Origin of the sequence: Pseudomonas sp. RIT-PI-o (assembly GCF_001297215.1) — a bacterium.
Taxonomy (GTDB): domain Bacteria; phylum Pseudomonadota; class Gammaproteobacteria; order Pseudomonadales; family Pseudomonadaceae; genus Aquipseudomonas; species Aquipseudomonas moraviensis_A.
Genome location: NZ_LHPA01000011.1, coordinates 280832 through 306889, shown reverse-complemented (window position 1 = coordinate 306889; position 26058 = coordinate 280832). Strand labels below are relative to the sequence as shown.

The window sequence follows — 26058 nt, the reverse complement described above, 5'->3', positions numbered from 1 at the left end:
AAGACTGAGAATATGATGGTCATCTTATTTTCAGTGAAGGAATTCTATGCGCCGGCTCCGACCTTTTCCCCTCGCGGTATGTTTGTTGCCCTTGGCCCTGACGGCGTGCGGGGATTCCTCCAGCGCAAAAGACCCGCGTACCTTGGCGCCGATTGTCAGATCGGCGGCGGTGCAACCGGCAGAAAATGGAACACGATCATTCACCGGTGTCGTGGCGGCGCGAGTGCAGGGCGATCTGGGCTTTCGCGTCTCGGGCAAGGTGCTTGAGCGTCTGGTTGATACCGGCCAGGCGGTCAAGCGCGGGCAGCCACTGATGCGTCTTGACCCTATCGACCTCGGCCTGCAGGCGCGAGCGCAGCAAGAAGCGGTGAGCGCCGCTCGCGCCCGAGCCACGCAGACAGCCGGTGACGAAGCGCGCAATCGCCGGCTCGTCGCCGCCGGCGCCATTTCGGCATCGGCCTACGATCAGTTCAAAGCCGCCGCCGACACCGCCAGGGCGCAACTCAATGCCGCTGTCGCGCAGGCGGACGTTGCGCGCAACGCTTCCGGTTACGCGGTGCTGGTGGCGGACGCTGATGGCGTGGTGGTGGAAACCCTTGTCGAACCGGGGCAAGTCGTCAGCCCCGGCGAACCGGTGGTGCGACTGGCGCGCGCCGGTCAGCGTGAAGCCATCGTTCATCTGCCCGAAACCTTACGCCCCGCAGCAGGCTCAACCGCCCAGGCAAAGCTGTATGGTGATACGTCGGCTGCCGTCAGTGCAAAACTGCGTCTGCTTTCCGACTCCGCCGACCGCGCCACTCGCACCTTTGAAGCGCGCTATGTGCTTGAAGGCAAACTGGCCGATGCGCCGATCGGCTCGACGGTCACCATTGAAATCCCGCAAAGTTCTGCGGCAAAACAGGCGCTGAAGGTGCCCATGGCCGCAATCTACAACCCGGGCAAAGGCCCCGGCGTTTGGGTGATCGCAGGCACACCGGCGAAAGTCTCATGGCGTCCGGTCGAGGTGCTCGGATTGAGTGACGATTCGGCGCGCATCGCTGGCGAACTCAACGTCGGTGAGCCGATTGTGGCGCTGGGTGCGCATCTGCTGCGCGATGGCGAAGAAGTGCGATTGCTTGCCCGCGACGATGGCCAGCTTGCCGGGAGCCGTCCATGAGCGAGGGCCGGTTCAACCTTTCCGCCATCGCCGTTCGCCAACGGGCGATCACGGTGTTTCTGATTTTTCTGATCGCCGTTGCCGGTGTCCTGGCGTTCTTCAAGTTGGGCCGGGCGGAGGATCCGCCGTTCACGGTCAAGCAGCTGACGGTGATTACCGCGTGGCCGGGGGCGACCGCGCAGGAGATGCAGGACCAGGTCGCCGAACCCCTGGAAAAGCGTCTGCAGGAATTGAAGTGGTACGACCGCACGGAAACCTACACGCGCCCGGGGCTTGCATTTACCCTGGTGTCGTTGCTCGACAGCACACCGCCGGGGCAGGTGCAGGAAGAGTTTTATCAGGCACGGAAGAAACTCGACGACGAAGCAATCAGGCTGCCGGCGGGTGTCATCGGGCCGATGGTCAACGACGAGTTTTCCGACGTGACCTTCGCGCTGTTCGCCTTGAAAGCCAAGGGCGAGCCGCAGCGCTTGCTGGTGCGCGACGCAGAGACATTACGCCAGCGCCTGTTGCATGTGCCGGGGGTGAAAAAGGTCAACATCATCGGCGAGCAGGCCGAGCGGATATTCGTTTCGTTTTCCCATGATCGGTTGGCGACGCTGGGCTTGTCGCCGCAGGACATCTTCGCCGCGCTGAACAATCAGAACGTGCTGACCCCCGCCGGATCGGTCGAAACCAAAGGGCCGGAGGTTTTTCTGCGCGTCGATGGCGCGTTCGATACGTTACAGAAAATCCGTGACACGCCTGTGGTTGCGCAGGAGCGAACCCTCAAGCTATCTGATGTCGCGACGGTCGAGCGCGGCTACGAAGACCCGGCAACCTTTCTGGTGCGCAACAACGGCGAGGAAGCGTTATTGCTCGGCGTGATCATGCGCGAGGGCTGGAACGGTCTCGATCTGGGCAAGGCGCTGGATGCCGAAACGGTCAGGATCAACGAGGAAATGCCCTTGGGCATGACCCTCTCCAAAGTCACCGATCAGGCAGTGAATATCGACTCGGCCGTCGGCGAGTTCATGGTCAAGTTCTTTGTCGCGCTGCTGGTGGTCATGCTCGTGTGTTTTCTCAGCATGGGCTGGCGTGTCGGCGTGGTAGTCGCAGCGGCGGTGCCGTTGACCCTGGCGATCGTGTTTGTGGTGATGGCAGCCACCGGCAAGAACTTCGACCGGATCACCTTGGGCTCATTGATCCTGGCGCTGGGGCTGCTGGTCGATGACGCGATCATCGCCATTGAAATGATGGTGGTGAAAATGGAGGAGGGCTACGACCGCATCAAGGCCTCGGCCTATGCCTGGAGCCATACCGCAGCGCCGATGCTCGCGGGTACGCTGGTCACGGCGATAGGTTTTTTGCCAAACGGATTCGCCCAGTCCACGGCGGGCGAGTACACCAGCAACATGTTCTGGATTGTCGGCATCGCGCTCATTGCTTCATGGGTCGTCGCTGTGGCTTTCACGCCGTACTTGGGCGTGAAGCTGTTGCCGGACATCAAGAAAGTCGAAGGCGGGCATGCGGCAATCTACGACACGCCGCGCTACAACCGCTTCCGGCGGATTCTGACGTGGGTGATTACCCGGAAATGGCTGGTGGCGGGCATGGTTGTCGCGCTGTTTGCCGTTGCGATCCCAGGCATGGGGCTGGTGAAGAAGCAGTTCTTTCCGACCTCTGACCGTCCCGAAGTGATGATCGAAGTGCAGATGCCTTACGGCACGTCCATTGAGCAGACCAGCGCGGCGGCGGCCAAAGTCGAAGCCTGGCTGCAAAAGCAGGAAGAGGCCAAAATCGTCACGGCCTATATCGGCCAGGGCGCGCCACGGTTTTTCCTGGCGATGGCGCCGGAGTTGCCGGATCCATCGTTCGCCAAAATCGTCGTGCTGACCGACGGCCAGGACGCTCGCGAAACCCTCAAGTTGCGTTTGCGCGAAGCCGTCGCTGAAGGGCTTGCTCCAGAGGCACGCGTTCGGGCCACGCAAATCGTGTTCGGCCCGTACTCGCCATTCCCGGTGGCCTATCGCGTGATGGGGCCTGAACCGGCGAAGCTGCGCGACATCGCCGAGCAGGTCAGGGCGGTGATGCAGGACAGCCCGATGATGAGAACCGTCAACACGGACTGGGGGCCGCTGACGCCGACGTTGCACTTCAACCTGAATCAGGATCGCTTGCAGGCGGTGGGGCTGACGTCCAGCGCGGTGGCCCAGCAGTTGCAATTTCTTCTGAGCGGCGTGCCGATCACGGCGGTTCGTGAGGACATCCGATCAGTGCAGGTCGTCGGCCGTGCGGCGGGCAATATCCGCCTCGACCCGGCACAGATCGAAGGCTTCACCCTGGTCGGCGCGGCGGGGCAGCGCATCCCGTTGTCGCAGATCGGCCAGGTGGAAGTGCGCATGGAGGATCCGATCCTGCGCCGCCGTGATCGCACGCCGACCATCACCGTGCGTGGCGACATCGCCGAAGGTTTGCAGCCACCGGACGTCTCCGGCGCGATCATCCAGCAGTTGCAGCCGATCATCGAAAACCTGCCATCCGGTTACCGGATTGAACAGGCGGGCGCCATCGAAGAATCCGGCAAGGCTGGCAAGGCGATCTTGCCGTTGCTGCCGATCATGATTGCCATGACGTTGCTGATCATCATCGTGCAGGTACGTTCGATCTCGGCGATGATCATGGTCTTCCTCACCTCGCCGTTAGGCTTGATCGGTGTCGTCCCGACGCTGCTGATCTTCAATCAGCCGTTCGGCATCAACGCGCTGGTCGGGTTGATCGCGCTGTCGGGAATCCTGATGCGCAACACGCTGATCCTGATCGGGCAGATTCATCACAACGAGCAGGAAGGGCTGGCGCCGTTCCATGCCGTGGTCGAAGCGACAGTGCAACGGGCGCGGCCGGTGTTGTTGACCGCGCTGGCAGCCATTCTCGCGTTCATTCCGCTGACCCACTCGGTGTTCTGGGGCACGCTGGCCTACACGCTGATCGGCGGCACGTTTGTTGGCACCATCATCACGCTGGTGTTTCTGCCGGCGATGTATGCGATCTGGTTCAGGATTCGGGCTGAGAACAACCAAGAGGCTGACACGGTGAAATCGGCCTGAATCGAAGGACGGGCAGAAGAGGCTCGTCACGCGGCGGGTCTTTTTTTTGGCACAAGAACAGCGCCGCAGAGGCTCTATGACGGTTTGAGTGATATCATCCCGATATCACTCGAACCGGAAACGGCCGCTGTTGACGAAGCGGCCGTAGGTATCTCAACAAGGAAGAACAATGCGTTCGTCGTTTTTCAATTCGCCACTCAAGCTATCTGCGGTTCTGCTGGCAGCCATTTTCACCACCGCCTGCTCCAACTATCACTACAAGGATTACCAGGGCGAATGGGCGCCGGAATCGATGACGCCTTATGATCTTTCCAATAACGCTCCCGACGCCGCGCTTGTCTACTTCGCGACCACTCAATTTCGCGCTATCGGCGTGCCCTTTCACCGACTGCTGCTGGCCACGCAAGTGGATGACCAACCGTTGCCGGGCGCCGGGCGTGCGTCAATTCTCGACGTTTCCGGTAAACAGGCGCTACGCCTTACGCCCGGAAAGCACTCCTTGGGCTGGTGCTGGGTATCGATGAACGGGCTAGGTACCGGCGGCGCAAAATGCGGCTTCGGTGCACGCGATGTCGAATTGCGCGCCGGCCAGCGTTACGTGGTGGACTTCTCCACCAGCACCGCTATCAGCGGACCTCGCGGACGCGAGGTATCAACCATCAGCATCGAATCCGAGATTCGCAACCTGGACACCCAGCAAGTCATTTATCCCACCGCACTGGCTCAACAGGTGAAGGAATGACTGGCAGACCCGCGAGCAGGGTTTGTGGCAGCGTCAAGCTCCTGCCGAGCTGATGCGCGATTTCTTTCGCCGAAACCAGGACGAAGAACAGGATGCGCCTTTTAGTGCAAGGCGCTTCCAGATCGCCAACACCTTTTGAACTTTCAGCCTGCGATTGTCGACGTTTGAGAAAAATTGAACGGCATTCCACCAGCTACGCCTAATACTGAGCCTGTGGGCAATTCCGCAGGCAGTGCGCTAATGTCAGCACTACTCCGAGAGGTGGTTAACGTGGCTAAAGATGACAAGAAGAGCAAAGGTGAGACTTCGAAAGCCAGTAAAGAATTGAAAGACAAAAAGTCGTCATCGGCGAAGAAATCGGATGCGGCTTCGACTCTATCAAAGTCCTCCGACAAGAAAGAAAAGCCCTCTGACAAGAAAGAAAAGAAAAAAGACGCCAAACCCAAGGATTCCGCCAAGAAAGCTGACAGCAAACCGGAGAAGGCAAATAAATCAGAGAAGGCCGACAAGCCAGCGAAAAAGAAGAAGTGACATTTGCCAGGGCTCTGCGCCCTGCCTTGAGCTTAAGGCAGGGCTACGCTCAGGTTGGCCGCAAGCTCTGACTCTGTGCAAACAGGGGAAGGAAGTAAAACTGATGCTCACCTGCGACCCTGTCGTCTGTGTGTTTGAGTAGCGACCAGCCTGGTCGTTACGATTTTTTATCCAGTCACTTCTCTGTTCAGCTCAATCAATTCACCACCGTCCTTTTCCAGCCGCTGCAAAAACACCTGCGCGTTCAGCAACTGATACGGAAAATACAACCCCGGCCTCACAGGCGCTTGCCCATCCAGCCCAACCAGTCGCTCCAGCAGCATGGCCACGCTGAGCCCGGTCAATGCCGCCGCACCTGCGCGGTGAACCACGGCGTGCCGTGTGCGCAACGCAGATCCCTTGTGATCCGTGCCTTCTATTTCGATCAATATCTCTGTCGACATCGGCTGGCCCTGACGCCGGGTCGAGCTGACGCCGCTGGCGAGGTTGAACTCGACGTTCGGGCCGTCGGTGGCGGCGGCCAGGCCGGTGACGTCGATGGAGGAAAAACCGGCGCCTTCCAGAGTGGTACCGTCGACGGCGCGGAAGCTGACCTTGGCGTCGTCGCCTTCGCGCCAGATGAACTCGCCGTCACGGCGGGGGAGCGCGGCCGGCAGCCTTTTGTTCGGGGGTGCGAAAACGACCGCCACAGTCGGGGCGCCGCCATCCTGTTCGTCGACCAGTGCGTGGATGCGGATTTCGTGCACACGGGCGAAGGCCTTGGCGAGGTGCAGGGTCGCTACCGTGGTCGCGCCGACCATCCATTCGTAGCCGAGAACGATCGGCGCCGCGTCGGGCATGTGAATGAAACTGGCGATTTGCGGAGCGATTTCGAATACGCCGGAAGAAATGCTCAGGTGCGGCACCTTGCGCTTTTGCGCAAAACGCAGCCCGGCGAGGGCGTGGTCCATGTAGAAAAGGGCGAGGGCGCTGACCGGGCGATCACCCAGTCCCAGATCTTCTGCGCGAGCATTGATAACCACACCCTGGGCATTGCCGATTTGCTCGGCGGTTTGCTCAGCCCTGGCGAGGTCGCGCCCGCCGATCAGCAAGGGTACGTCGGGATGCGCCGCGCGCAATGCGCGGGCTGTCTGGTGGCCGATGGCGCCGGAACCGCCCATGAACAGAATGGGATGAAGTGGCATGGATCCTCCTCATTTTTTCCTGGATTGAAACGTGCTTTGGCTAGACACCCTAGCACGCACTTTCCGGATTGCCCGTGCGGTCGTCCGGCGTACCGACGAACGTTCATTTGAGCAAATGCGCAGCGTGCGCCTGATCACAGCGCCACACTGGCTCCGACAGATGCTCGGCAAAGAAGTCGGACAGCGCGCGGATCTTCGCTGGGCGACTGCGTGCAGACGGCGTCACGAAATACAGCCCGCCGCGAGTCATGTGCCACTCCGGCAGCAACACTTCCAGCCGCCCATCGGCCAGGTATTCGCTGGCGATGAATTCCGGCAATTCGGCAATCGCCAATCCCTCGAGCAACACCGGCAGCAGCGCATCGGAATTGGTCACGCGCAACGGGCCTTTCGGCACGACATCTTCCTCGATGCCGCTGTGATGGGTGAAGCGCCAGACTTGCGTGCGCGCGCGGTATGCGTAACTCAGGCACGAACGCGTCGCCAGATCACGCGGGTGCATGGGGCGTCCGTGAGCTTCCAGGTAGCCGGGAGACGCCACCAGCAACTGGCTCACGGCGCACAGCCGACGCGCGACCAGCGATGAGTCGGGCAGGGCGGCGATGCGCAGCGCGGCGTCGAAACCCTCGGCGATCAGGTCGACCGAGGCGTCGTGCAAATGCAGATCGACGAACAGCTCCGGATAGCGGCGCAGCAGCTCAGGCAACAACGGCGCGACCCAGCGCAAGCCGAATGACATGGGCACGGCGAGGCGGACTTGTCCGCGCGGCTGCACCGAAAGGTCTTGGGCTTCACTCTCGACTTCCTCGGCCTGGCGGTAAATGTCCCCGGCTTTGGCTGCCATGCTCGAACCGAATTCAGTCAGCGCCAATTGCCGCGAGGTGCGATTGAACAGGCGACCGCCCAGGCGCTCTTCGAGCCGCGCCACCGCACGCGACACCGTGGGTACCGAGACGCCCATGACCCGCGCGGCGGAGGCGAACGAACCTTCCTCTGCAACTTTGGCGAACATCGCCAGACCTTCAAAATCAGGCAGTTTGCTCATTTCAATTCTGCAACGATGAGTTTCAGACAATTCTATTTTGAAAGGTCGGTAGCGTCGATAAGCTTTTCCCCAGCTCGAAACCAAACCCCGATCAGCTTAAATCACGTTCTGGAGAAGACTCATGACTGGCAAACTTCAAGGCAAAATTGCTCTCGTTACCGGCGGCACCTCCGGCATTGGCCTGGCCACGGCCAAGCGCTTCGCTGAGGAAGGCGCTTACGTTTACATCACTGGCCGTCGCCAGGCCGAACTCGACGCCGCCATTGCGCTGGTCGGCAACGCCAAAGGCGTGCAGGTTGACTCGACGAACCTCGAACAGCTTGATGCGCTTTATCAGCAAATTGCTGCCGAGAAGAGCCATCTCGACGTGCTTTTCGCCAACGCCGGCGGTGGCTCGATGCTGCCGCTGGGCGAGATCACTGAGGCGCACTACGACGACACCTTCGATCGCAACGTCAAGGGCGTGCTGTTCACTGTGCAGAAAGCCTTGCCGCTTTTGGCTAAAGGCGCTTCGGTGATACTTACCGGTTCCACGGCGGGCAGTTCCGGCACGGCGGCGTTCAGCGTGTATTCCGCGTCGAAGGCTGCGGTGAGGGCTTTTGTGCGCAGCTGGATTCTGGATCTGAAAGACCGCAACGTGCGCATCAACACGCTCAGCCCGGGCGCAACCAAAACCCCGGGCCTGGTGGAGCTGGCCGGTCCGGACGCCGAACAGCAGCAAGGTCTGCTCGATTACATGGCATCGCAAATACCGATGGGGCGTGTTGGCGAGCCGGCAGAAATCGCTGCTGCCGCGGTGTTCCTCGCCTCGGACGACGCTAGCTTCGTCAACGGTATCGAGCTGTTTGTCGACGGTGGTCAGGCACAAATCTGACGCGCAAGGGGACGATGGCAATCATCGTCCCAGCCTCGCTACTTGGATCCAATCATTTACTGACTATATCGCTCGCCGACAAGCGGTAGGCTCAGACTATTGCTGAAGTGATGGCGCAATGACATATTGCAGCACCTTCCCTCACTTCAAGATGTACCGAAAATGCGCCCCCTCAAGTCACTTGTTGCAGCGTCGATGCTGCTCAGCGGGTGCAATGGAATGCCAGTCGCTTTTGTTCAGGATCCTGTTTTAGACCAAGCCTTTGTCGTTCACTCCGGCGCGCCTTTGCCTTACGTGCTGATGGGTTCGGCTGTGCAATGGAATGAAGATTACGCCGTGACGGTGAAGCACATTCCTTACCTGTCGGGCACGGTTTTCCAGGGGCAGGCAGACGTGCAGTTCTTCCGCCACAAGGCCAATAGCGCGCCGGGATGGCGCGGCTACAAGCCGGGCGAAGAGCTGACCTCGGTGGGGTTCAATTCGCTGTACATGTCGGTCAAGGGCACCGGTCAGGCATTGCCGGCGATGGTTCGCCTCGACGTCAAAGAGGGCAACGTGCTCTATGGCACTCACAATGGCGCACTGGCCAAAGGCATGTCCGGCGGGCCGGTATTTTCCGCCGATGGCAAGGTAGTCGGCATCAACGTGGCGTTTTTGACCCGCGATGACGTCAGCCGCCTCAAGCGCCCGGACCTGCTTGATCAACCGCGCGTGAGCATTTTCCTGCCGTACGCGGAGATCAATCGCGAGTGGGCGCGCTATCAGGCGAGTATTACCCCGACGGCGCCGCCGGCGACCAAGCTGGCCAGTCGCTGATCAACGTTCGCGCAACGCTTCGCGGGCGCGGTTGAGCGGTTTGATCAGGTAGTCCAGCACGGTTTTTTCGCCGGTACGAATGTCGACCGTAGCGATCATTCCGGGCACGATGGCGAAGCGTTTGCCGGCCTTGTTACGCAGTTCATCCGACGACGTGCGGATGAACACGCGGTAGTAAAAAATCTCCGGCTTGGCTTCGTCCTGAATCGTGTCCGGCGAGATCGTCACCACTTCGCCGTCGAGGCTGCCGTAGATCGAATAGTCATAAGCGGTGATTTTCACTTTCGCCGCCTGACCCGGATGAATGAAGGCGATGTCGCGCGGCGAGATGCGCGTCTCGATCAGCAGTTGTTCATCCAGCGGCACGATCTGCATGACCTGGCCGTTGGGCGCGATCACCCCGCCAATGGTGCTGACTTCGATGTCCTTGACGATACCGCGCACCGGCGAACGCAGGGTCAGGCGCGACAGCGAATCGGTACGACCACGGATCACTGCCTCGAGCATCTGCGCTTCGGCGTTGGCTTTGGCCAGGTCTTCGCGGGCGCGAACCATGTAATCGGAGCGGGCTTCGGTGGCCTTCAATTCCAGCTCCGAGCGCTGACGGGTCAGGCGCAGCACTTCCACCCGACTCGAGGCACCGATCTTCGCCAGATTCTCGGTGATCGCCAGTTCGCTGCGCACCAGTTTCAGCGAGCTCTGGATACCGTCGAGGGTTTCCGCCAGACCTTTGCGACGGGTCTGGTAGAGCTCGGTTTCGGCGCGGATCAACTCGGGAAACTCGTGCAGCGAGGCGTCAAAGGCCAGCGGTTTTTCGCTGACCTCGGCCTGCAAGCGGTTGACGCTCGCCAGCGCCGCGCGGTACTTGGCCGCGCTTTCGCCGACGTTGGACTGGTTCTTCACCGGGTCCAGTTGCGCGAGAATCTGGCCGCGCTCGACCAACGCACCTTCAGTAACGTTGAGCTGCTCGAGAATGCCGCCTTCCATCGACTGAATCACTTGCTCGCGCGAGCTCGGCACCACTTTGCCGGTGCCGGTCGAGACCTCGACGATCTCAAACCACGCCGCCCACGCGACGAAGCAGGCGAGCATCAGCGCGCAGCCCCAGATCACTTTTGCGCCACCGGCCAGGGCACGCTCATCGCGGCCGTCGAGATAGGACATCGGGTCCGGTACGTCGGTCATCATCGGTTTCATACCGCCACTCCTTTGCCCGGTGCGCGCAGCCGCGCGAGTGCCGCGTCGCGATGGTCGTCAATGACGATGCGGCCGTTGTCGAGAACGATGATCCGCTCGACCAGTTGCAACACGCTGACCCGGTGCGTGGCGACCACCAGCGTTCGGCCCTGAGTCCAGGTCGCGAGTTTTTCCAGCAGCAGTCGCTCGGTGACGTCATCCAGCGCCGCGGTCGGTTCGTCGAGCAACAGCACTTGTGGCTGACGGATCAACAAGCGCGACAGCAGCAAGCTCTGACGCTGGCCGCCAGACAAACCCAGCCCCCCTTCAAGTACCAAGTGATCCATGCCTTTGGGCAACTGCCGGACGAAATCCAGCGCACCCGTGACGGTCAGCGCGGCAATGATCTCCTGATCGCTGGCCTGACCGGCGCCGAGGGTGATGTTGTCGCGCAGGGTGCCGTGAAACAGCCGCGCCTGTTGCGACAACAAGCCGACATCGCGGCGCAGGTCAGCCGGGTCGAGATGCGCCAGGGCGATGCCGTCCAGGGTGGTTTCGCCGCTGCTCAGATCCATGGCGCCGCCCAGTGCCTGGAGCAAGGTCGACTTGCCGGCGCCGTTACGGCCGAGCAGGGCGATGCGCTCGCCGGGGCGAATGCTCAGGTCGATGCTGTTGAGCGCCGGGGACGATTCCTCGCTGTAGCGGAAACTGGCCTGACGCAGGCGGTAGTCGCCGCGAATCGCCGGCAGGTGCACGCGCTGGCTGCCTTCGGGATGATCCACCGGCATCTGCATGATCCGGTTCAGGCCTTCGAGCGCGACCTTGGCCTGCTGCCAGCGGGTGAGCACATGGGTGAGTTGCGCCATCGGCCCCATCATCCGCGACGACAGGATCGACGCCGCGACCAGACTGCCGGTGGTCAGGTCGCCGGCAATCACCATCGGCGCGCCGAACACGATCACCACCGCAAACACGCCGCCCTGCACATTCTGCGTCCAGGCCACCAAGCTGTTGGTCAACGTGCGCAAACGCAGGCTGCTGTCCGCCGAGGCAGCGTTGTATTGATTCCACTGTTGCTGGAAACGTTGCTCGGCCTGTAGTGCCTTGATGTCATCGAGGCCTTGAATGCTTTCCACCAGCATGGCGTTGCGCAGCGCGGCTTCGCGCATCGACGCATTGGCCAGTCGTGCCAGACGCGGTTGCGCGATGATCCCGGGCAGCAACATGAACACCAGCGCCACCAGTGGAATCAAGACTAGCGGCCCGCCGATCAAATAGAACACCAGCAAGAACAGCAGGAAAAACGGCATGTCCGCCAGCGCCGTCGCGGTGCTGGAGGTGATCAGATCGCGAATCTGTTCCAGCTCGCGCAGTTGCGAGATGAACGAGCCAGTGGATTTCGGCCGCGCCGAATTGCGCAGGCGCAAGGCATGGCCGAACACCAGATCGGAGACGCGCAGATCGGCGCGCTTGCCCAGCACATCGGTGATGCGCAGACGCAGGATGCGCATGACGAAATCGAACAGCAGCGCCAGCATTACCCCACCGAACAGCACGTACAGGGTCGGCAGCGATTCGGCCGGAATCACCCGGTCGTACACCTGCATGGAAAACAGCACTCCGGCCATCCCCAGCAGATTCGCGACCAGCGAGGCGATCATCACTTGGCTGTAGGGCCGCAGGTCGGTGAGGACGATGCGCCGGAACCAGTGTTCGTCGTACGGCTTGATGTAGTCGTTGGTGCGCACGTCCGCCACCGGTTGCGTCGGGCGCAAAATCACCGTGCGCAGGGCCTGCTCGGCGAGAGCGGCGGCGTCCATGCGGCTCTGCAAACCCTGATCGCCGCTGAAGCAGATGCCCAGCTCGCCGGTCTCGCCAATGCTTTCAAGCACGCCGACCTGACCATCGCGCAGTTGCACCACCAGCGGCGTGCGCCAGCGGCTCAGGCTCTTGTTGTCGAACACCGCGAACTTGACGCTGAGTCCGGCCTGACGCGCCATGTGCCGAACCACTTCTTCGACGCGGCCTTCGCTGTGCACCGAAGCCAGGCGCACGCTTTCCGGGGAGACGTCGAGGCGATAGTGGCGGGCGACCTTGAGCACCGCTTCCAGCCACGGTGAGTAATCTTCGCGAACCTCGGCAGCGGCGGGTTCAGCAATAGTGATGCTGGCATCGGTCATGGCAGGATCTCGACATTCTGGATGGCGCTGTGGTCGATGCCGAAGACCCGGCGAATCGCACCGCTGTTGTAGAAGCAGTCGATCTGCAGGCGTTGCAGATCGGCTTGGGTGTTGACCAGATCAAAGCGCGACTGGTGGATTTCCTGCTCGGCGTTGAGCAAGTCCAGCAGCGGGCGGGTGCCCAGCTCGAGGTATTGGCGGCCGTACAACATGCGCGCTTCGGTGATGCTGGTCTGGCGAAATTCCAGCGAGCGCAGCCGCCGGTTCAGGCCCGAGGTCTGCGCCTGGGCTTCAGCCAGACCCTGACGCGCTTGCAGGCGCGCGAAGTCTTCGGCCGAGTCCGCTGCGGTCAGCGCATGGCCGGCGGCGCGGCTGCGCGCGCTGATCGCACCGCCCTGGTAGATCGGCACTTCGAGGTTGAGAAAGATCCCGACCTGGGTGCGATCAGCGCGGGAGTTCTGATCATCGTAGTGGTCGTCCAGGTATTGATTGACCGACGGTTGCAGAGACAGGGTCGGGTAGGCTTCGGCCTTGGCCTGGGCCAGTTCGGCCTGGGCCTGAGTGCGTTGCGCAGCGGCCTGGAGGACGGCGGGCAGGGTGTCGGAGATTTGCGAAATGTCACAGGCTTGGCTCAGCGTCGGCGCAGCAGCGTCGCTAACCGCTGGCGGCGTTCGCCGTCCGAGCAGGCTGGTCAGGGTGGCTTGCCAGCGTGCGTATTGCGCCTTGAATTCCTGCAACGTCGCCGTCGCACCTTCGGCCCGGGACTGCGCCTGAACCATATCGGAGCGGGTGCTGGCGCCCATGTCGCTGCGCTGTTTGGCCAGGTCGACGATGCCGCCAATACCTTGAATCTGTTCGCGCGCAACCTCGAGCAGACGATGGTAGCGCTGCACTTCGATGTAGGCCTTGGCGGTGTCGCGGGCAATGTCATCGATCGCCAGCAGAATCCCGGCCTGACTGCGTGCCACCCGGGCGCGGGCGGCGTCGACCGAACTGGATACCTTGCCGAAGTCATACAACATCTGCTTGAGGGAAATGTTCACCGACTGGCTGCCGGCATCGCTGCCGTAACCGCTGGTGTAGCCACCCTTGATGCCGCCGGTGACCTGCGGGTAATAGCCGGATTCGGCGACGTTAACCCCTTCGCCTTGCTGGAAAAGCGTGCCGATGGCCTCGCCGATGCGTGGGTGCCAGTCCACGGCCAGCCTGACCGCTTGTTCCAGCCCCAAAACGTCCGTATCGGCGGAGGCCTTGGAAGCAGGGGCAGGGCGCTGACGACTGTCATTGCCCGCCGGTTGTTGCAGTTGCGACGGGCTGATGCTGCGCAAGCTGCTGTCGAAATTGTCGTCGGCGCGAACGCCGACGGTGAGAGCGGGGTAGAGGCCGATGGTCAATAGGACCACCGGCCATTTCTGGCGAAAAACTGACTCCACAGACTTCCCTTACTGTTGAGAGACGGACGTTGCTGATGCCTTTGTTTCAAACCACTTGAATGCCGTTCTGCACCCACAAGTGGTGGCTCGGATCCTCCTGCGCCGTGTATTGAACATAGTCGATGCCGTCGGCTTGCTGCGTGCCATCGGCGACCCAGCCATCGGTCATGTGCACGCTGTCCTTTTCGTCACCCTTGATCAGCAGGGTGTTGTTATCCGAGGACGTGATCGCCAGCAGGTCGCTGAGGTTCAGCGTCAGGGCAACCGCACTGGAATGGTTGAGGTCGAGGATCTCGACGTTGTGGATCTTGCTCTGCAGATCGCCGAGGTTGATCGACACGTCGCCACCGGCCCAGAGCAGGGTGTCGGTGCCGCTGCCGCCATCGACCGAAGCGAACTGCTGGTCGGCGATGATCAGCGTGTCGTCGCCACCTCCACCTTGCAGGGTGACGGCGCCACCGTGGGAGCCGTCGAGAGTGTCGTTGCCCTCGGTGCCCTGGATCAGCTCGCTGCCAGCGGCGTGGGCCAGACCCAGGTCATCGCTGGCCAGCGCCGAGAACGCGGTACTGGCGAAAGCGCCGGCCTTGTTCAGGTCGATGGTCAGCGTCGCGGTATCGACCGTACCGTTCGGGTGGGTGAGCTGATAGGTGAAGGTGTCTTCCTGACCGATCACCGCATCGGTCAGCCCGGCCTTGAGCGTGTAGGTGTAGTTGCCGTTGGCCTGCACCAGCAGGGTGCCGTAGTTGCCGACCAGCGAGACGCCGTTGTAACCCGGCGCCACGTAATTACCGGCGACCAGTACGCTGAGCAAGGTGTACACCGAGCCCAGCACATCGGCACCGCCGCCTGCGGTGTCGGTGAGCAGATTGCCTGACACCGGCGTGTAGCTGCCGACCACGAACTGATTGTTGTAGGTCGCCACGTTGATCAGGCTGGTGTTGACGCTGGTCAGCAGTCCGAGGCCGCCCACCGCTACCCGCACCTGATAGCTGCCGGCAGTCTGGTCATCGAACCGGATCCCGTAGTTGCCACCGCCGAGGTTGAGCAGCGCGTTGCCGCCGTAGCTTTTCACCAGCACATACTGGTTGGTCGCCGTGTTGAGTTTGTACAGGCCCACTGTCATCGAGCCGAGCAGCGCCAACAGGTTGCTCGAGTTGACCACCACGGTCAGGTCACTGACGGTATCGGCCGCGACCACGGTGTTGTAGTTGCCGCTGCCGCCGCCCAGCAGCACATTGAACGTGCCGAGCGCGGAGTTGGTGGTGACTTCGCGGTTGACCAGAGTGACGTCGGTCGAGGCGATGTCCGGCGTCGCATCCACCACCAGTGCCGGGCTGCCAAGGTTGGCGTCATTCCACACTTCGGTGGCTTGCGGGCTGTCGATGCGCACATACAGATTGGCGGTGTCGCTCAAGCCGTTCGGGTGCACCAGTTGATAATTGAACACATCGACTTTGCCGACGCTGCCCACACTGCCGTTCGGTTTGTAGCTGTAGTTGCCGTTGGCGTCGATCGTCAGCGTGCCGTACAGCCCTTGCACGGTGGTGCCGGCACCGGCGCTGACCCAGGCGCCGTTCTTGAAGATCTGCAATTGCGCGCCGTTGTCCGGACCGGTCTGATCGACCGTGCCATCGACGCCGACGTTGGTGATGACGTTGCCGGTCACCGCCGGCCCGGCAATGCCGTTGAACTGGGTCAGGCTGCTGACGTCCAGTTGCAGCTGGGTATTGACCGTGGTCAACACGCCGATGCCGGTGCTCGACACGGTCAGTCGATAATCGCCTGACAGCAGGTTACCGATGTCGACCCGCACACCCTGGCCGGCCAAGGCAATCAGATCGAGCAGGCCACTGCTGCCGTTGACATCCAGGGTGACCCAGTTGCCGCTGGCATCCTTCACTTGCAGGGTATAGACCACGCCATCGATCAGCGAAATCAGGCTGCTGGTAGTCAGCGTCAGGGTCGGATCAAGACGCGTACCGCCGGCGACGGTGAAGGTGAAGGTTTTCGAGAACCCGGCCAGCAGGGTGGTGAACGAATCGTTGAAGGTCTGCGACGCGGTGACCGGGGCCAGCGTGACAGTGCCGACGGCGAGGTTATCGCTGGCGACCACTGGCGCGTTGACGTCGACATCCGGCGCGGTGACGTTGGCGGCCACCGAAACGTTGCCACGTGCGTCGCTGAGATTGACGGTGAGTTTTTCGCCGTTGATCTGCGCACTGTTCAGGGTGACGGTGAACACCCCGAGGTTGTTGACCGTGCCGGTGCCCAGAACGGTGCCGGTGGCCGACTTGATGGTCACCGTGGCGCCGGCCTCACCGGTACCGGTGACGGTCAGGCCGTCGGCACCGACCAGCAGCGCCGTGGCCGCCGCCGGAGGCGTGAGGTCCGGTGCCGTTGCGGTTGCCGCTGCCGATACGTTTCCGCTCGGATCCGCCTGGGTAACGCTGAGCACCTGGCTGTTGATCTGCGCCGAGGCCAGCACCACCGAGAAGCTGCCATTGGCGGCGACGGTCGCGGTGCCGAGTACCACACCACCGGCGCCACGCACGCTGATCGTCGAACCGGGCACGCCGACGCCGGTAAGCAAGGTGCCGCTGCCGTTGACGCTGACGCCGGTCGGTGCGCCGGGGGCGGTGACGTCCGGTGCTGTCACGCTGGCGTTGGGCGACAGATTGCCGGCCGGGTCGACCAGGCGCACGGTCAACAATTGCCCGTCCAGTTGCGCGGTGTTCAGGTTGAAGCTGAACGTGCCACCACTGCCCACGGTGTTGGTGCCGAGCAGCGCGCCGCCCGGGCCGTAGACGTTGACCGTTGCACCGGCTTCACCGGTACCGCTCAAGGTCAGACCGTTCGCAGCGAGCGTCAGACCGCTGGCCGCGACTGGCGCCTGCACATCCGCTGCCGTCAGGTTGAATACCGGCGACAGGTTGCCGGCCATGTCTGCCTGCTGAACGTTCAGCTGCTGGCCGTTCAGTTGGGCGCTGGACAATTGCACGGTGAACGTGCCGCCGGCATTGACCACGGCGGTGCCGAGCACGGTACCTGCGGCGTTGGTCACGCTGACTGTGGCGCCGGCTTCACCGGTGCCGCTGACGGCCAGGCCGGTACCGTTCAGGGTGACATTGCTCAGCGGTGCCGGCGCTGTCGTATCGGCGACGCTGAGGTTGGTCGCTGGCGAGACGTTGCCCGCCGCATCACTCTGCGTGACGCTCAGTTGTTGGCCATTGAGTTGAGCGGAGGACAAGGTCACCGAGAAAGTGCCATTGCCCGCTACTGTCGCAGTGCCCAGCACCGCGCCGCCGACACCGCGTACGGTGACGGTGGCGCCGGCTTCACCGAGCCCGCCGAGCACCAGACCGGCGCCGCTGAGCACCAGCGCCGTCGGAGCCGCCGGAGGGGTGATGTCCGGCGCGGTTACGTTAAGGCCGGGCGAAGTGTTGCTGGACGCATCGGTCTGAGTCGCATTGAGCACCTGACCGTTGACCTGCGGCGCATTGAGCTGCGCGCTGAAGGTTCCGTTCGCGCCCACCGTCGCATTGCCCAGCACCACGCCGCCAGCGCCGGTGATGGTCACAGTTGCGCCGACTTCGCCGCGACCGGTGACCAGTGTGCCGCTGGCGTTGACCGCCAGATCGCTGAGTGGCGCCGGCGCCGAGGTGTCCCCCGCGGTGATTTCAGTCGGCAGCGACGCGCCACCCAGTGCGGTGTTGGCGGTGACTTCCAGGCTCTGGCCGTTGGTTTGCGCCGGCGTGAGCACTACGCTGAAGGTGCCATCCGCGCCAGTGACGCCAGTGCCGATCAGACTGTTGTCAGGCCCATAGACATTGATGGTGGTGCCGATCGCCGCCGTACCGGTCAGCGTCACCCCGTCGGCTGTCAGCACAAGATTGTCCGGCGCATCGGGGGCTGGCACTGCCGGAACGGTCAGGATGGCGTCTGCCGAGACGTTGGTTGCGACGTCGGTCTGATTCACCGTCAGCACCTGGCCGGCGGTGATGCCCGGATCCAGATCGATCAGGAATGTACCGTTGGCCGCCACTGTGCCAGTGCCGACCACATTACCCAGCGCGTCGGTCACTTCGACCGTCGCGCCGGCTTCACCACGACCGGCGAGTTGGGTCAGATCGCCGCTGATGGTCAGACCGGTGACGGCGTCCGGAGCGGTGGTGTCAGCCGCCGGGTAGAGCAGAACCGGCGATACGTTTTGCGCCTCATCCGTTGCGATCACCGACAACAACTGACCGTTGGCCTGGGGCGGATTCAGGGTGATTGTGTAGGTGCCGTTGCCCAGCGCCACCGCTGTGCCGAGCACGGTGCCGTTGGCAGACAACACGGTGACGGTGCTGCCGGCTTCGGCGGTCCCGGCGAGCAAGGTGCCGGCGCCGGTCAGCGAGGTGACTGTTGGCGCGATCGGTGCGGTGCTGTCCGGCGAGTCGACCAATACCGGCTCGGACAGGTTGTTTTGCGCGTCGGCCTGCACAACGGACAGTGCGCGGCCATCGATCTGCGCGGCGGACAGGGTGACGCTGAAACTGCCGTCTGCGGCCACCGTCGCGTTCCCGAGCACCACGGTGCCGTCGCGCACGGTGACGGTTGCCCCAGGCTCGCCGGTACCGGTTACGGTCAAGCCGTCCGGACTGACGTTGAGGTCGGCGACTTCCAGCGGATCTGTGGTGTCGCCTGCCTGCACGGGCGCTGATGGCGAAGTGTTCGACGCCAGATCGGTCTGGTTGACGCTCAGCAGCTCACCGTTCACCTGCGGCGGATTGAGGGTCACGCTGAACGAGCCATTGCCTGCCACGGTTGCCGAACCCAGCACGGTGCCAGTTGCGCTGAGCACGCTTACGGTGGCGCCGGCTTCACCGGTGCCGGTCAGCGTCAAGCCGTCGGCAGTGAGCACCAGGCCGGTGGGCGCGGCCGGCACGGTGACGTCCGGTGCAGTGACGGGGACGATCGGCGAGGGATTGCCCGCCGCATCACGCTGGATCACCGACAGGGCTTCGCCGTTGAGCAGCGGTTGATCGAGGGTGACGCTGAAACTGCCGTCGGCCTGCACGGTGCCAGTGCCGACGATGGTGCCCAGCGCGTTTATGACGACCACTTGCGAGCCCGCCGCACCGGAACCGGTGATCAGGCTGCCGCTGGCGTCGATATCGACGTCGGTCAATGCGGCAGGAGGCGTGCTGTCAGGTGCCGTCAGGGTGCCGGCAGGCGAGGCATTGCCGACCGCATCCGCCAACACCACGAACAGCGCCTGGCCATTGGTTTGCGCCGGGGTCACGTTGATCTGGAAGCGTCCATCGCTGCCGACGGTGCCGGTACCCAGTTCGGTGCCGTCCGCCGCTGTCACCCGCACAGTGGCGCCGACTTCGCCGGTACCGGTGAGCGTGTCGCCATCGGCATTCAGCTGCAGCTCGGCCGGGGTCGCCGGCGGGGTCAGATCCGGCGCGACGACGGTCACCGGCGCGCTGACGTTACCGGGTGGATCGGCCTGCTGCACGCTGAGAATCTGTTCGTTGATCTGCGGCGGATTGAGGGTGACGCTGAAGGTGCCGTCGCCGAGTACCACGCTGGTGCCGAGCAAGGTGCCGTTGGCATCGCGCACGGTCACGGTCGCGCCCGGTTCGCCAGTGCCGATGACCAGCGCACCCGACGAGTTGATGTCGACGTTGGCGAGCGGATCGGGCGGGGTGAAGTCCGGTGTGGTCAGGTTCACGGCAGGCGAGTCGTTGCCGGCCGCATCGGCCTGGACCACGGTGATCACTTCGGCGTTGGTCAGCGCCGGGGTCAGGGTCAGAGTGAAGGTGCCGGTCGGGCTGACCACGGCGGTGCCGAGCACGTTGCCGTCACTGTCGATGACTCGAACCTGCGCGCCCGGTTCGCCGCGCCCGGTCAGGCTTGCTCCGTCGCCGCCGATGGTCAGTTGCGTGACAGCCGCTGGCGCTGTGCTGTCGACTGAGGTGAACGGTGTGGCCGCCGAAGTGTTGCCCGCCGCATCCGTCAGCGATACGGTCAGTGCCTGACCGTTGGCTTGCGGTGTGGTCAGGGTGATCGCAAACGTGCCATCGATGCTCACGGTGCCGGTGCCGACTAGCGTACCGGCGGCGTTGTACACATTGACCGTGGTGCCGGCCTCGCCGGTACCTGACAGCAGCGCGCCGTCAGCGCTTGCCACCAGCGCCGCTGGCGGATTGGGCGCGATCAGGTCCGGGGCGATCAGGTTGACGCTGTTGGATTCGTTGCCAGCGGCGTCGGCTTGGCTCAGGCTCAAAGTCTGGCCTGCGGTTTGCGCCGGGCTGAGGGTGACGCTGAACGTGCCATTGGCCCCCCCCACGGAGCCGCCGAAAACACCCCCGCCGGTGCCGAGCACCGTCACGGTTGCACCAGCTTCACCGCGACCGGTCAACGCAGTGCCGTTGGCTGCCAGACTCAGTTCGCTCAGCGGGGCTGGCGCAGCAATATCGGCAGCGGTGTAGTCGGTCGGGGACGAATGGATGCCGGTGCTCGACGTCGCTACGGCAGACAGCTGTTCGCCGTTCAGTTGTGCGGCATTCAGCGTGACGCTGAAGGTGCCATTCGCCGCCACCAGCGCGGTGCCGAGCAACACGCCCGAGGCATTGCGGATGCTAACGGTGCTGCCGGCGGTGGCCGAGCCGGTCAGGGTCAGCCCGTCAGAGCTGAGGGCCAGATTGGTCGGTGCGCTTTCCGCCAGATTACCCGGCGCGGTGACGGGGCTGGCCGGCCCGGTGTTGCCAGCGGCGTCGATCTGCACCACGGAAAGAGTCGAACCGGCCACGGCTGCTGGAGACAGGGTGACGCTGAAATTGCCGTTGCTGCCAACAGTGGCGGGGCCCAACAGCGCACCCCCGGCGTCACGCACTTCTACGCTGGCGCCGATTTCGCCGATGCCGGTGAGCGTGGCACCGTTGGCGCTGACTGCCAGATCGCTGGCCGCCAACGGGGCGCTGCTGTCGGCAGCGTTGACAATGGCCGGCGCCGACGGATTTCCCGCCGCGTCGGTGGCCGTCACGTTCAGCGCCTGGCCATTGGTCTGCGGGCTGTTCAGCGTTATTTGAAAGGTGCCGTTTGCAGCGGCCGTGGTGGCGCCGTGAAGCTTGCCCTGGCTGCCGCGCCCGGGCACCGTGCTGCGGGCCCCGGCATTCCCGGCCAATTGCCCGCCGGCCGCGTTCGGGGCCAGCCGCCCGGAATCGCCGGCGCAGTCAAACCCCCCGAGATGACTTCAACCGCCGTGGACACGTTGCCCGGCGGATCCTCTTGGGTGACGGTCAGCACTTCGGCATTCAGTTGTGGCGCGTTGAGGGTGACGGTAAACGCGCCGCCGCTGCCGACTTGTGCGGTACCGAGCAAGGTACCGTCAGCGCTGCGCACAGACACGGTGGCGCCGGGTTCGCCGTGGCCGGTCACGGTGACGCCATCGGCATTCACGGCGACTTGGGTCAGTGCCGCCGGTGGACTGATGTCCGGCGCATTGACGCTGGTCGACGGCGAGACATTGCCGGCAGGGTCGGTCTGGCTGATCGCCAACGCCTCGCCATTGGTCGGTGCTGGCGCCAGGGTCACGCTGAACGAGCCATCCGCGCCGACCACGGCGCTGCCCAGTTGAGTGCCGTCGGCGGTGGTGACATTCACCGTTGCGCCGGCTTCACCAGTGCCGCTGAGGGTACTGCCATCGGCGCTGATCAACGGATTCTGCACGGCGGCCGGTGGGGTGCCGTCGACGGTGATCACGCCGGTGGACGGCGAGGTGTTGCCGTTGGCGTCGGTCAGGGTGACCTGCAGGGTTTCGCCCGTGTTCTGCGCATTGGGCAGGGTGACCTGGAAATTGCCGCTCTGATCGACCAGACCAGTCGACAGGACATTGCCGGCGGCATCGCGCACGGTCACGGTGCTGCCGGCTTCGCCCTGGCCTTTGACCACGGTGCCGACGTCATTGATGCTGACACCGGTAGCGGCGGCGGGCGGTTGCAGGTCCGTAGCGATGATGCTGGCCGGTTGCGACAGGTTGCCGGCGGCATCGCTCTGGACCGCCGTGAGCGCCTGGCCATTGAGCTGCGCCGGGGTCAGCGTCAGGCTGAAGGTGCCATTGCTGGCGACCAGTGCAGTACCGAGCACGGTGCCTGCCGGGTCGGTGACGGTGACCGTTGCGCCGGCCTCGCCGCGACCGGTCAGCGCCGTGCCGTTGGCATTCAGCACCAGATTGGTCACCGCGTCCGGCGGTGTGCCATCGGCAGCGGTGACGGTGCCAGGCACCGACACATCACCGTCGGGGCTGGTGGCGGTGACTTGCAGGACTTGCGCATTGATCTGCTTGACGCTGAGCAGCAGGGTGAAGCGCCCGAAGCTGTTGATCAGGCCGGTGCCCAGGACATCGCCATTGCTGTTGGTCACTGTCACCGTGCTGCCAGGCGTGCCCGCACCGGTCAGGGTGAAACCGTCGGCACTCAACGCCAGATCGCTCGGCGTGGCGACTTGAGTGCCATCGGGACCTGCCAGCGGCACCGCCGGCGAGTCGTTGCCGCCGCCGTCAGTGCTGATCACTTCCAGAGCGCTGCCAGTGCCTGCCGCTGGATCCAGTGTGACGACGAAGCGGCCATCGGCACCTGCCGTTGCGGTGCCCAGGACGCTACCGCCGGCAATGCTCACGGTGACGGTGGTGCCGGGCTCTGCGAGACCGGACACCTGTGTGCCGGCGGGATTGATCGCCAGATCACTCACCGCCGCCGGCGGCGTGCTGTCCGGTGCGCTGACGCTACCTGGCAGCGAACTGTTGGTGCCGTCCGACACCACCACCTGCAAGGCTTCGCCATTGGTCTGGGCGGTATCCAGATTGACCGTGAATGCGCCCGTGCCGTCAGCGGTCGCGGTACCGATGACGTTGCCGTCGGCATCCAGCACCTGCACGGTGTTATTCGGCTGCGTAGTGCCAGTGACTGTGGCGCCTGCCGGGTCGATGACCAGCCCGGTCGGTGCGGGCGGCGCGGTGATGTCGGGTGCCGTGACCGGAGTGACCGGCGAGGGCAGGGCGCTCGCATCGGTCTGGATGACGCTCAATACCTGCCCGTCGAGCTGGGCTGGGCTCAGGTTGACGGTAAAACTGCCGTCGCTGGCAACTACCGTGGTGCCAAGCACCGAGCCATCCGGCGCGCTGACCGTGACGGTGCTGCCGGCCTGTCCGGTCCCGCTCAATGTCACGCCGTTGCTGCTGAGCACGACGTTGTCAGGCGCGAGCGGCGCCGTGGTATCCGCTGCCGTCAACGGCGTGTTGGGAGAAACGTTCACGCCGTCGGACTGGCTTACTTGCAGTTGCTGACCATCGATCTGCGGGCTGTTCAGTGTCACGGAAAACGCGTCGGTACCGTCGACGATCGCCGTGCCCAGCGTGTTGCCGGCCGCGTCCTTCACTGTCACGGTGGCGCCGGGCTCGCCTGTACCGCTGAGCTCAGTGCCGGTGGCGTCCAGCGCCAGATCCGATGGCGCGGCGGGGGCCTGAATGTCGGGCGCTTCAACCGGTACCGCCGGGGAGCCTGTGGGCGAGCCATCGGTCTGCACGACGCTGAGGTTCTGACCATTGGTTTGTGGCGAGGACAGCGTGACTTCGAAGCGTCCGTTGCTGCCGACCACCGCCGTTCCCAATACCACCCCGCCCGCATCGGTGACGGTAACGGTGGCGCCGGCCTGACCTGCGCCGGAGACCACTGCGCCGTTCGCCGAAATGCTCACATCAGACACCGCAACCGGGATCGTCAGGTCGGGTGCGGTCACGTTGACCGGCACAGACGGATTGCCACTGGCGTCGGTTTGAATCACTTGCAGTTGTTGCGCGTCGGTCTGCGCGGTCGAGAGGTTGACGGTGAAATTGCCATCGGTACCGACCGTGCCGGTGCCAATGATGTTGCCCGCCGGATCGCGCACGGTGATCGATGCGCCGATTTCACCTTTGCCGGTGAGCGTCTGTCCCTGACCATCGAGAGTGAGGTCGGACACCGCCGCCGGGCCCTGGGTGTCCGGCGTCACATAATTCAACGGCGGGGAGGTATTGCCGGCGCTGTCGCTTGCACTGATCTGCAACGTATCGCCATTGTTCTGTGGCGTGCTCAGTTGCACGGTAAACGTGCCGTCCGCTGCGACCACTGCCGAGCCGAGCAGATTGCCGTTGGCATCGCGGACAGTCACCGTCGATCCCGCCTGGCCGCGCCCGCTCAATCGGGTGCCGTCCACGCTCAATGCCAGATCGCTCGGTTGGGTCAGGCCATCAAGGTCGACGGCGATGATGGTAACGGCTGGCGAAGGATTGGCAGCGGCGTCGGTGAGCTGCACGATCAGTGCTTCACCGTCGATTTGCGCCGCGCTGAGCTGGACGCTGAACGAGCCGTCGGCTGCGACGAGCGCTGTGCCGAGCACAACCCCTTGCGCATTGGTGACGCTGACGGTGCTGCCGGGTTCGCCACGGCCAGTGACCGACAGCCCGTCATTGCTGACGGCCACCTCGGTTGCAGCGGCGGGACCCGTGATGTCCGGCGCATTCAAGGTGACTGTCGGCGATTGCGCACCGACGCTATTGATTGCCACGATACTGATGACTTCGCCATTGGCTTGCGCGCGGATCAGCGTGAGTATGAAAGTACCGTCAGCACCCACCGCCGCACGCCCGAGCAATTCGCCATTGGCGGCGCGGACCTCGATGGTGGTTCCCGCTCGGGCGGTGCCGGTCAGTTGGCTGCCGTCGCTGCTCAGGCCCAGATTGGCCGGCGTCTGTGGTTCGACGATTTCCGGAGCGCTGACCGTCGTGGCCGGCGACGCATTTCCGGCCGCATCGGTGGCAATCACGCTTAACGGCTGACCGCCGGTTTGCGCAGGGCTGAGCACTACGCTGAAGGTGCCGTCCGCTGCCACGACGGCGCTGCCGAGCAGGGTGCCATCGGCGCCGCGCACCTGAATGGTCGCGCCGGCTTCACCGGTCCCCCCTAGCCGCGTGCCATCGGCGCTCACACTCAAATTGGCTGGCGCCGTGGGCGCGGTCGTATCGGGTGCGGTAATCGTACCCGGCGTGGACACGTTGCCCGCAGGGTCGGTGAGCGTAACGTCCAAGGGTTGTCCATTGTTCTGCGGCGTCCCCAGGTCGACCTGGAAACTGCCATCGGCGCCGACGGTTGCGGAGCCCAGAAGATTACCCGCCGCGTCGCGCACCTGAACCACACTGCCCGCTTCGCCAAAACCACTCAGCACTCGCCCGTCCGCGGACAAGGTCAGTCCGGTCGCAGCAGCAGGGGGCGTCGCGTCGCCAGCGTTATCACCGCCGCCACCACCACCGCCGCCGCCGCCACCCGCAGCGGCCGCTGCACCACCCGCGCCCAACAGACCGAGCCCGGCAATCGCCCACGCGGGCGTTGCGCCGTCGACCACGCCGACGCCGGCGATCAGTTCGTCGAGCGAGTCAATTTCCTCGAAGGTGAATCCGTTGAACGGCTCCGCGCTGTAGCGCGCCTGCCACAGCGTCGCGTCGTCGCCTTGAAAAACAATGTCATTGGGCACGCCGTCAGGGCTGGTGACAAAGAAATTGGAGATTTTGATTTGCTCGCCAGACTTCAGGTTGACGATCAAATCCTGACCGCTGCGACTGGTCGACGCCAGTTGGTCCGGACGCACCGGCATTTGTATAACTGACGGCTGACTGAGCTGAACATTGCCCCAGTTCTGGGCAGTGAGCTGAGAATTGGCTTTGTCGGCAATGACGATGTTGTCCATTACTACTCCCTGTAAATGGTGGGCGGACGTCCACGGATGGTTTTAAAACCATAGATAGGGAGTTTG

The 26058-nt window shown here is 63.6% G+C and carries 13 protein-coding genes; 6 read left to right on the top strand and 7 right to left on the bottom strand.

What is annotated here, in order from left to right:
• The first annotated feature begins 46 nt into the window (after positions 1-46).
• From AEQ63_RS03935 to AEQ63_RS03920, 4 genes are all read left to right on the top strand, one after another.
• Complete coding sequence (locus AEQ63_RS03935) at positions 47-1156, top strand: efflux RND transporter periplasmic adaptor subunit (RefSeq protein WP_064361850.1); 1110 nt, start codon at positions 47-49, stop codon at positions 1154-1156.
• The gene (locus AEQ63_RS03930; RefSeq protein ID WP_064361849.1) at positions 1153-4242 is read left to right on the top strand and encodes an efflux RND transporter permease subunit; all 3090 of its coding nucleotides are present in this window, start codon (positions 1153-1155) and stop codon (positions 4240-4242) included. Before AEQ63_RS03935 ends, AEQ63_RS03930 begins: the two co-directional genes overlap by 4 nt.
• A gap of 169 nt (positions 4243-4411) precedes the next feature.
• Positions 4412-4984 carry a hypothetical protein gene (locus AEQ63_RS03925; protein ID WP_064361848.1) on the top strand — a complete coding sequence of 191 codons (573 nt, stop codon included), beginning with the start codon at positions 4412-4414 and terminating at the stop codon, positions 4982-4984.
• A 261-nt stretch (positions 4985-5245) separates the two neighbouring features.
• Positions 5246-5515 (top strand): hypothetical protein, encoded by a 270-nt coding sequence (locus AEQ63_RS03920; protein WP_064362047.1) that lies wholly within the window; start codon positions 5246-5248, stop codon positions 5513-5515.
• A gap of 167 nt (positions 5516-5682) precedes the next feature.
• Here the strand turns inward: AEQ63_RS03920 and AEQ63_RS03915 are convergent, their stop codons facing one another.
• Positions 5683-6699 (bottom strand): hypothetical protein, encoded by a 1017-nt coding sequence (locus AEQ63_RS03915; protein WP_064361847.1) that lies wholly within the window; start codon positions 6697-6699, stop codon positions 5683-5685.
• 103 nt (positions 6700-6802) lie between these two features.
• Positions 6803-7744, bottom strand: a complete 942-nt coding sequence (locus AEQ63_RS03910) for a LysR family transcriptional regulator (RefSeq protein ID WP_064361846.1) — start codon at positions 7742-7744, stop codon at positions 6803-6805.
• A gap of 121 nt (positions 7745-7865) precedes the next feature.
• On the opposite strand from AEQ63_RS03910, the gene AEQ63_RS03905 reads away from it, so the two are divergent.
• Positions 7866-8618 carry an SDR family NAD(P)-dependent oxidoreductase gene (locus AEQ63_RS03905; protein WP_064361845.1) on the top strand — a complete coding sequence of 251 codons (753 nt, stop codon included), beginning with the start codon at positions 7866-7868 and terminating at the stop codon, positions 8616-8618.
• A gap of 219 nt (positions 8619-8837) precedes the next feature.
• A complete protein-coding gene (locus tag AEQ63_RS03900; protein ID WP_152972320.1) occupies positions 8838-9434 on the top strand; it encodes a trypsin-like peptidase domain-containing protein in 597 nt (198 codons plus the stop codon).
• On the opposite strand, the gene AEQ63_RS03895 is transcribed toward AEQ63_RS03900, so the two are convergent.
• From AEQ63_RS03895 to AEQ63_RS28900, 5 genes are read right to left on the bottom strand one after another with little or no spacing between them, the layout of a single operon-like run.
• Entirely contained in the window at positions 9435-10622 is a 1188-nt protein-coding gene (locus AEQ63_RS03895) for an HlyD family type I secretion periplasmic adaptor subunit (protein ID WP_408980794.1), read from the bottom strand. It lies immediately after the preceding gene.
• 5 nt (positions 10623-10627) lie between these two features.
• Positions 10628-12790: a type I secretion system permease/ATPase gene (locus AEQ63_RS03890; protein WP_064361843.1), complete on the bottom strand. Its 2163-nt coding sequence runs from the start codon at positions 12788-12790 to the stop codon at positions 10628-10630.
• Positions 12787-14223 (bottom strand): TolC family outer membrane protein, encoded by a 1437-nt coding sequence (locus AEQ63_RS03885; RefSeq protein ID WP_236705231.1) that lies wholly within the window; start codon positions 14221-14223, stop codon positions 12787-12789. The genes AEQ63_RS03890 and AEQ63_RS03885 overlap by 4 nt, the downstream gene beginning before the upstream one ends.
• A 46-nt stretch (positions 14224-14269) precedes the next feature.
• Positions 14270-21397 carry a BapA/Bap/LapF family large adhesin gene (locus AEQ63_RS28905; RefSeq protein ID WP_064361842.1) on the bottom strand — a complete coding sequence of 2376 codons (7128 nt, stop codon included), beginning with the start codon at positions 21395-21397 and terminating at the stop codon, positions 14270-14272.
• Positions 21295-25992 (bottom strand): Ig-like domain-containing protein, encoded by a 4698-nt coding sequence (locus AEQ63_RS28900; protein WP_064361841.1) that lies wholly within the window; start codon positions 25990-25992, stop codon positions 21295-21297. Before AEQ63_RS28900 ends, AEQ63_RS28905 begins: the two co-directional genes overlap by 103 nt.
• Positions 25993-26058 lie beyond the last annotated feature (66 nt).

Coding starts and splice junctions, on each gene's coding strand:
- AEQ63_RS03890 (WP_064361843.1), bottom strand. CDS start 12,790: ATGACCGATGCCAGCATCACTATTGCTGAACCCGCCGCTGCCGAGGTT.
- AEQ63_RS03930 (WP_064361849.1), top strand. CDS start 1,153: ATGAGCGAGGGCCGGTTCAACCTTTCCGCCATCGCCGTTCGCCAACGG.
- AEQ63_RS03910 (WP_064361846.1), bottom strand. CDS start 7,744: ATGAGCAAACTGCCTGATTTTGAAGGTCTGGCGATGTTCGCCAAAGTT.
- AEQ63_RS03895 (WP_408980794.1), bottom strand. CDS start 10,622: ATGATGACCGACGTACCGGACCCGATGTCCTATCTCGACGGCCGCGAT.
- AEQ63_RS28900 (WP_064361841.1), bottom strand. CDS start 25,992: ATGGACAACATCGTCATTGCCGACAAAGCCAATTCTCAGCTCACTGCC.
- AEQ63_RS03915 (WP_064361847.1), bottom strand. CDS start 6,699: ATGCCACTTCATCCCATTCTGTTCATGGGCGGTTCCGGCGCCATCGGC.
- AEQ63_RS03925 (WP_064361848.1), top strand. CDS start 4,412: ATGCGTTCGTCGTTTTTCAATTCGCCACTCAAGCTATCTGCGGTTCTG.
- AEQ63_RS03935 (WP_064361850.1), top strand. CDS start 47: ATGCGCCGGCTCCGACCTTTTCCCCTCGCGGTATGTTTGTTGCCCTTG.
- AEQ63_RS03905 (WP_064361845.1), top strand. CDS start 7,866: ATGACTGGCAAACTTCAAGGCAAAATTGCTCTCGTTACCGGCGGCACC.
- AEQ63_RS03900 (WP_152972320.1), top strand. CDS start 8,838: ATGCCAGTCGCTTTTGTTCAGGATCCTGTTTTAGACCAAGCCTTTGTC.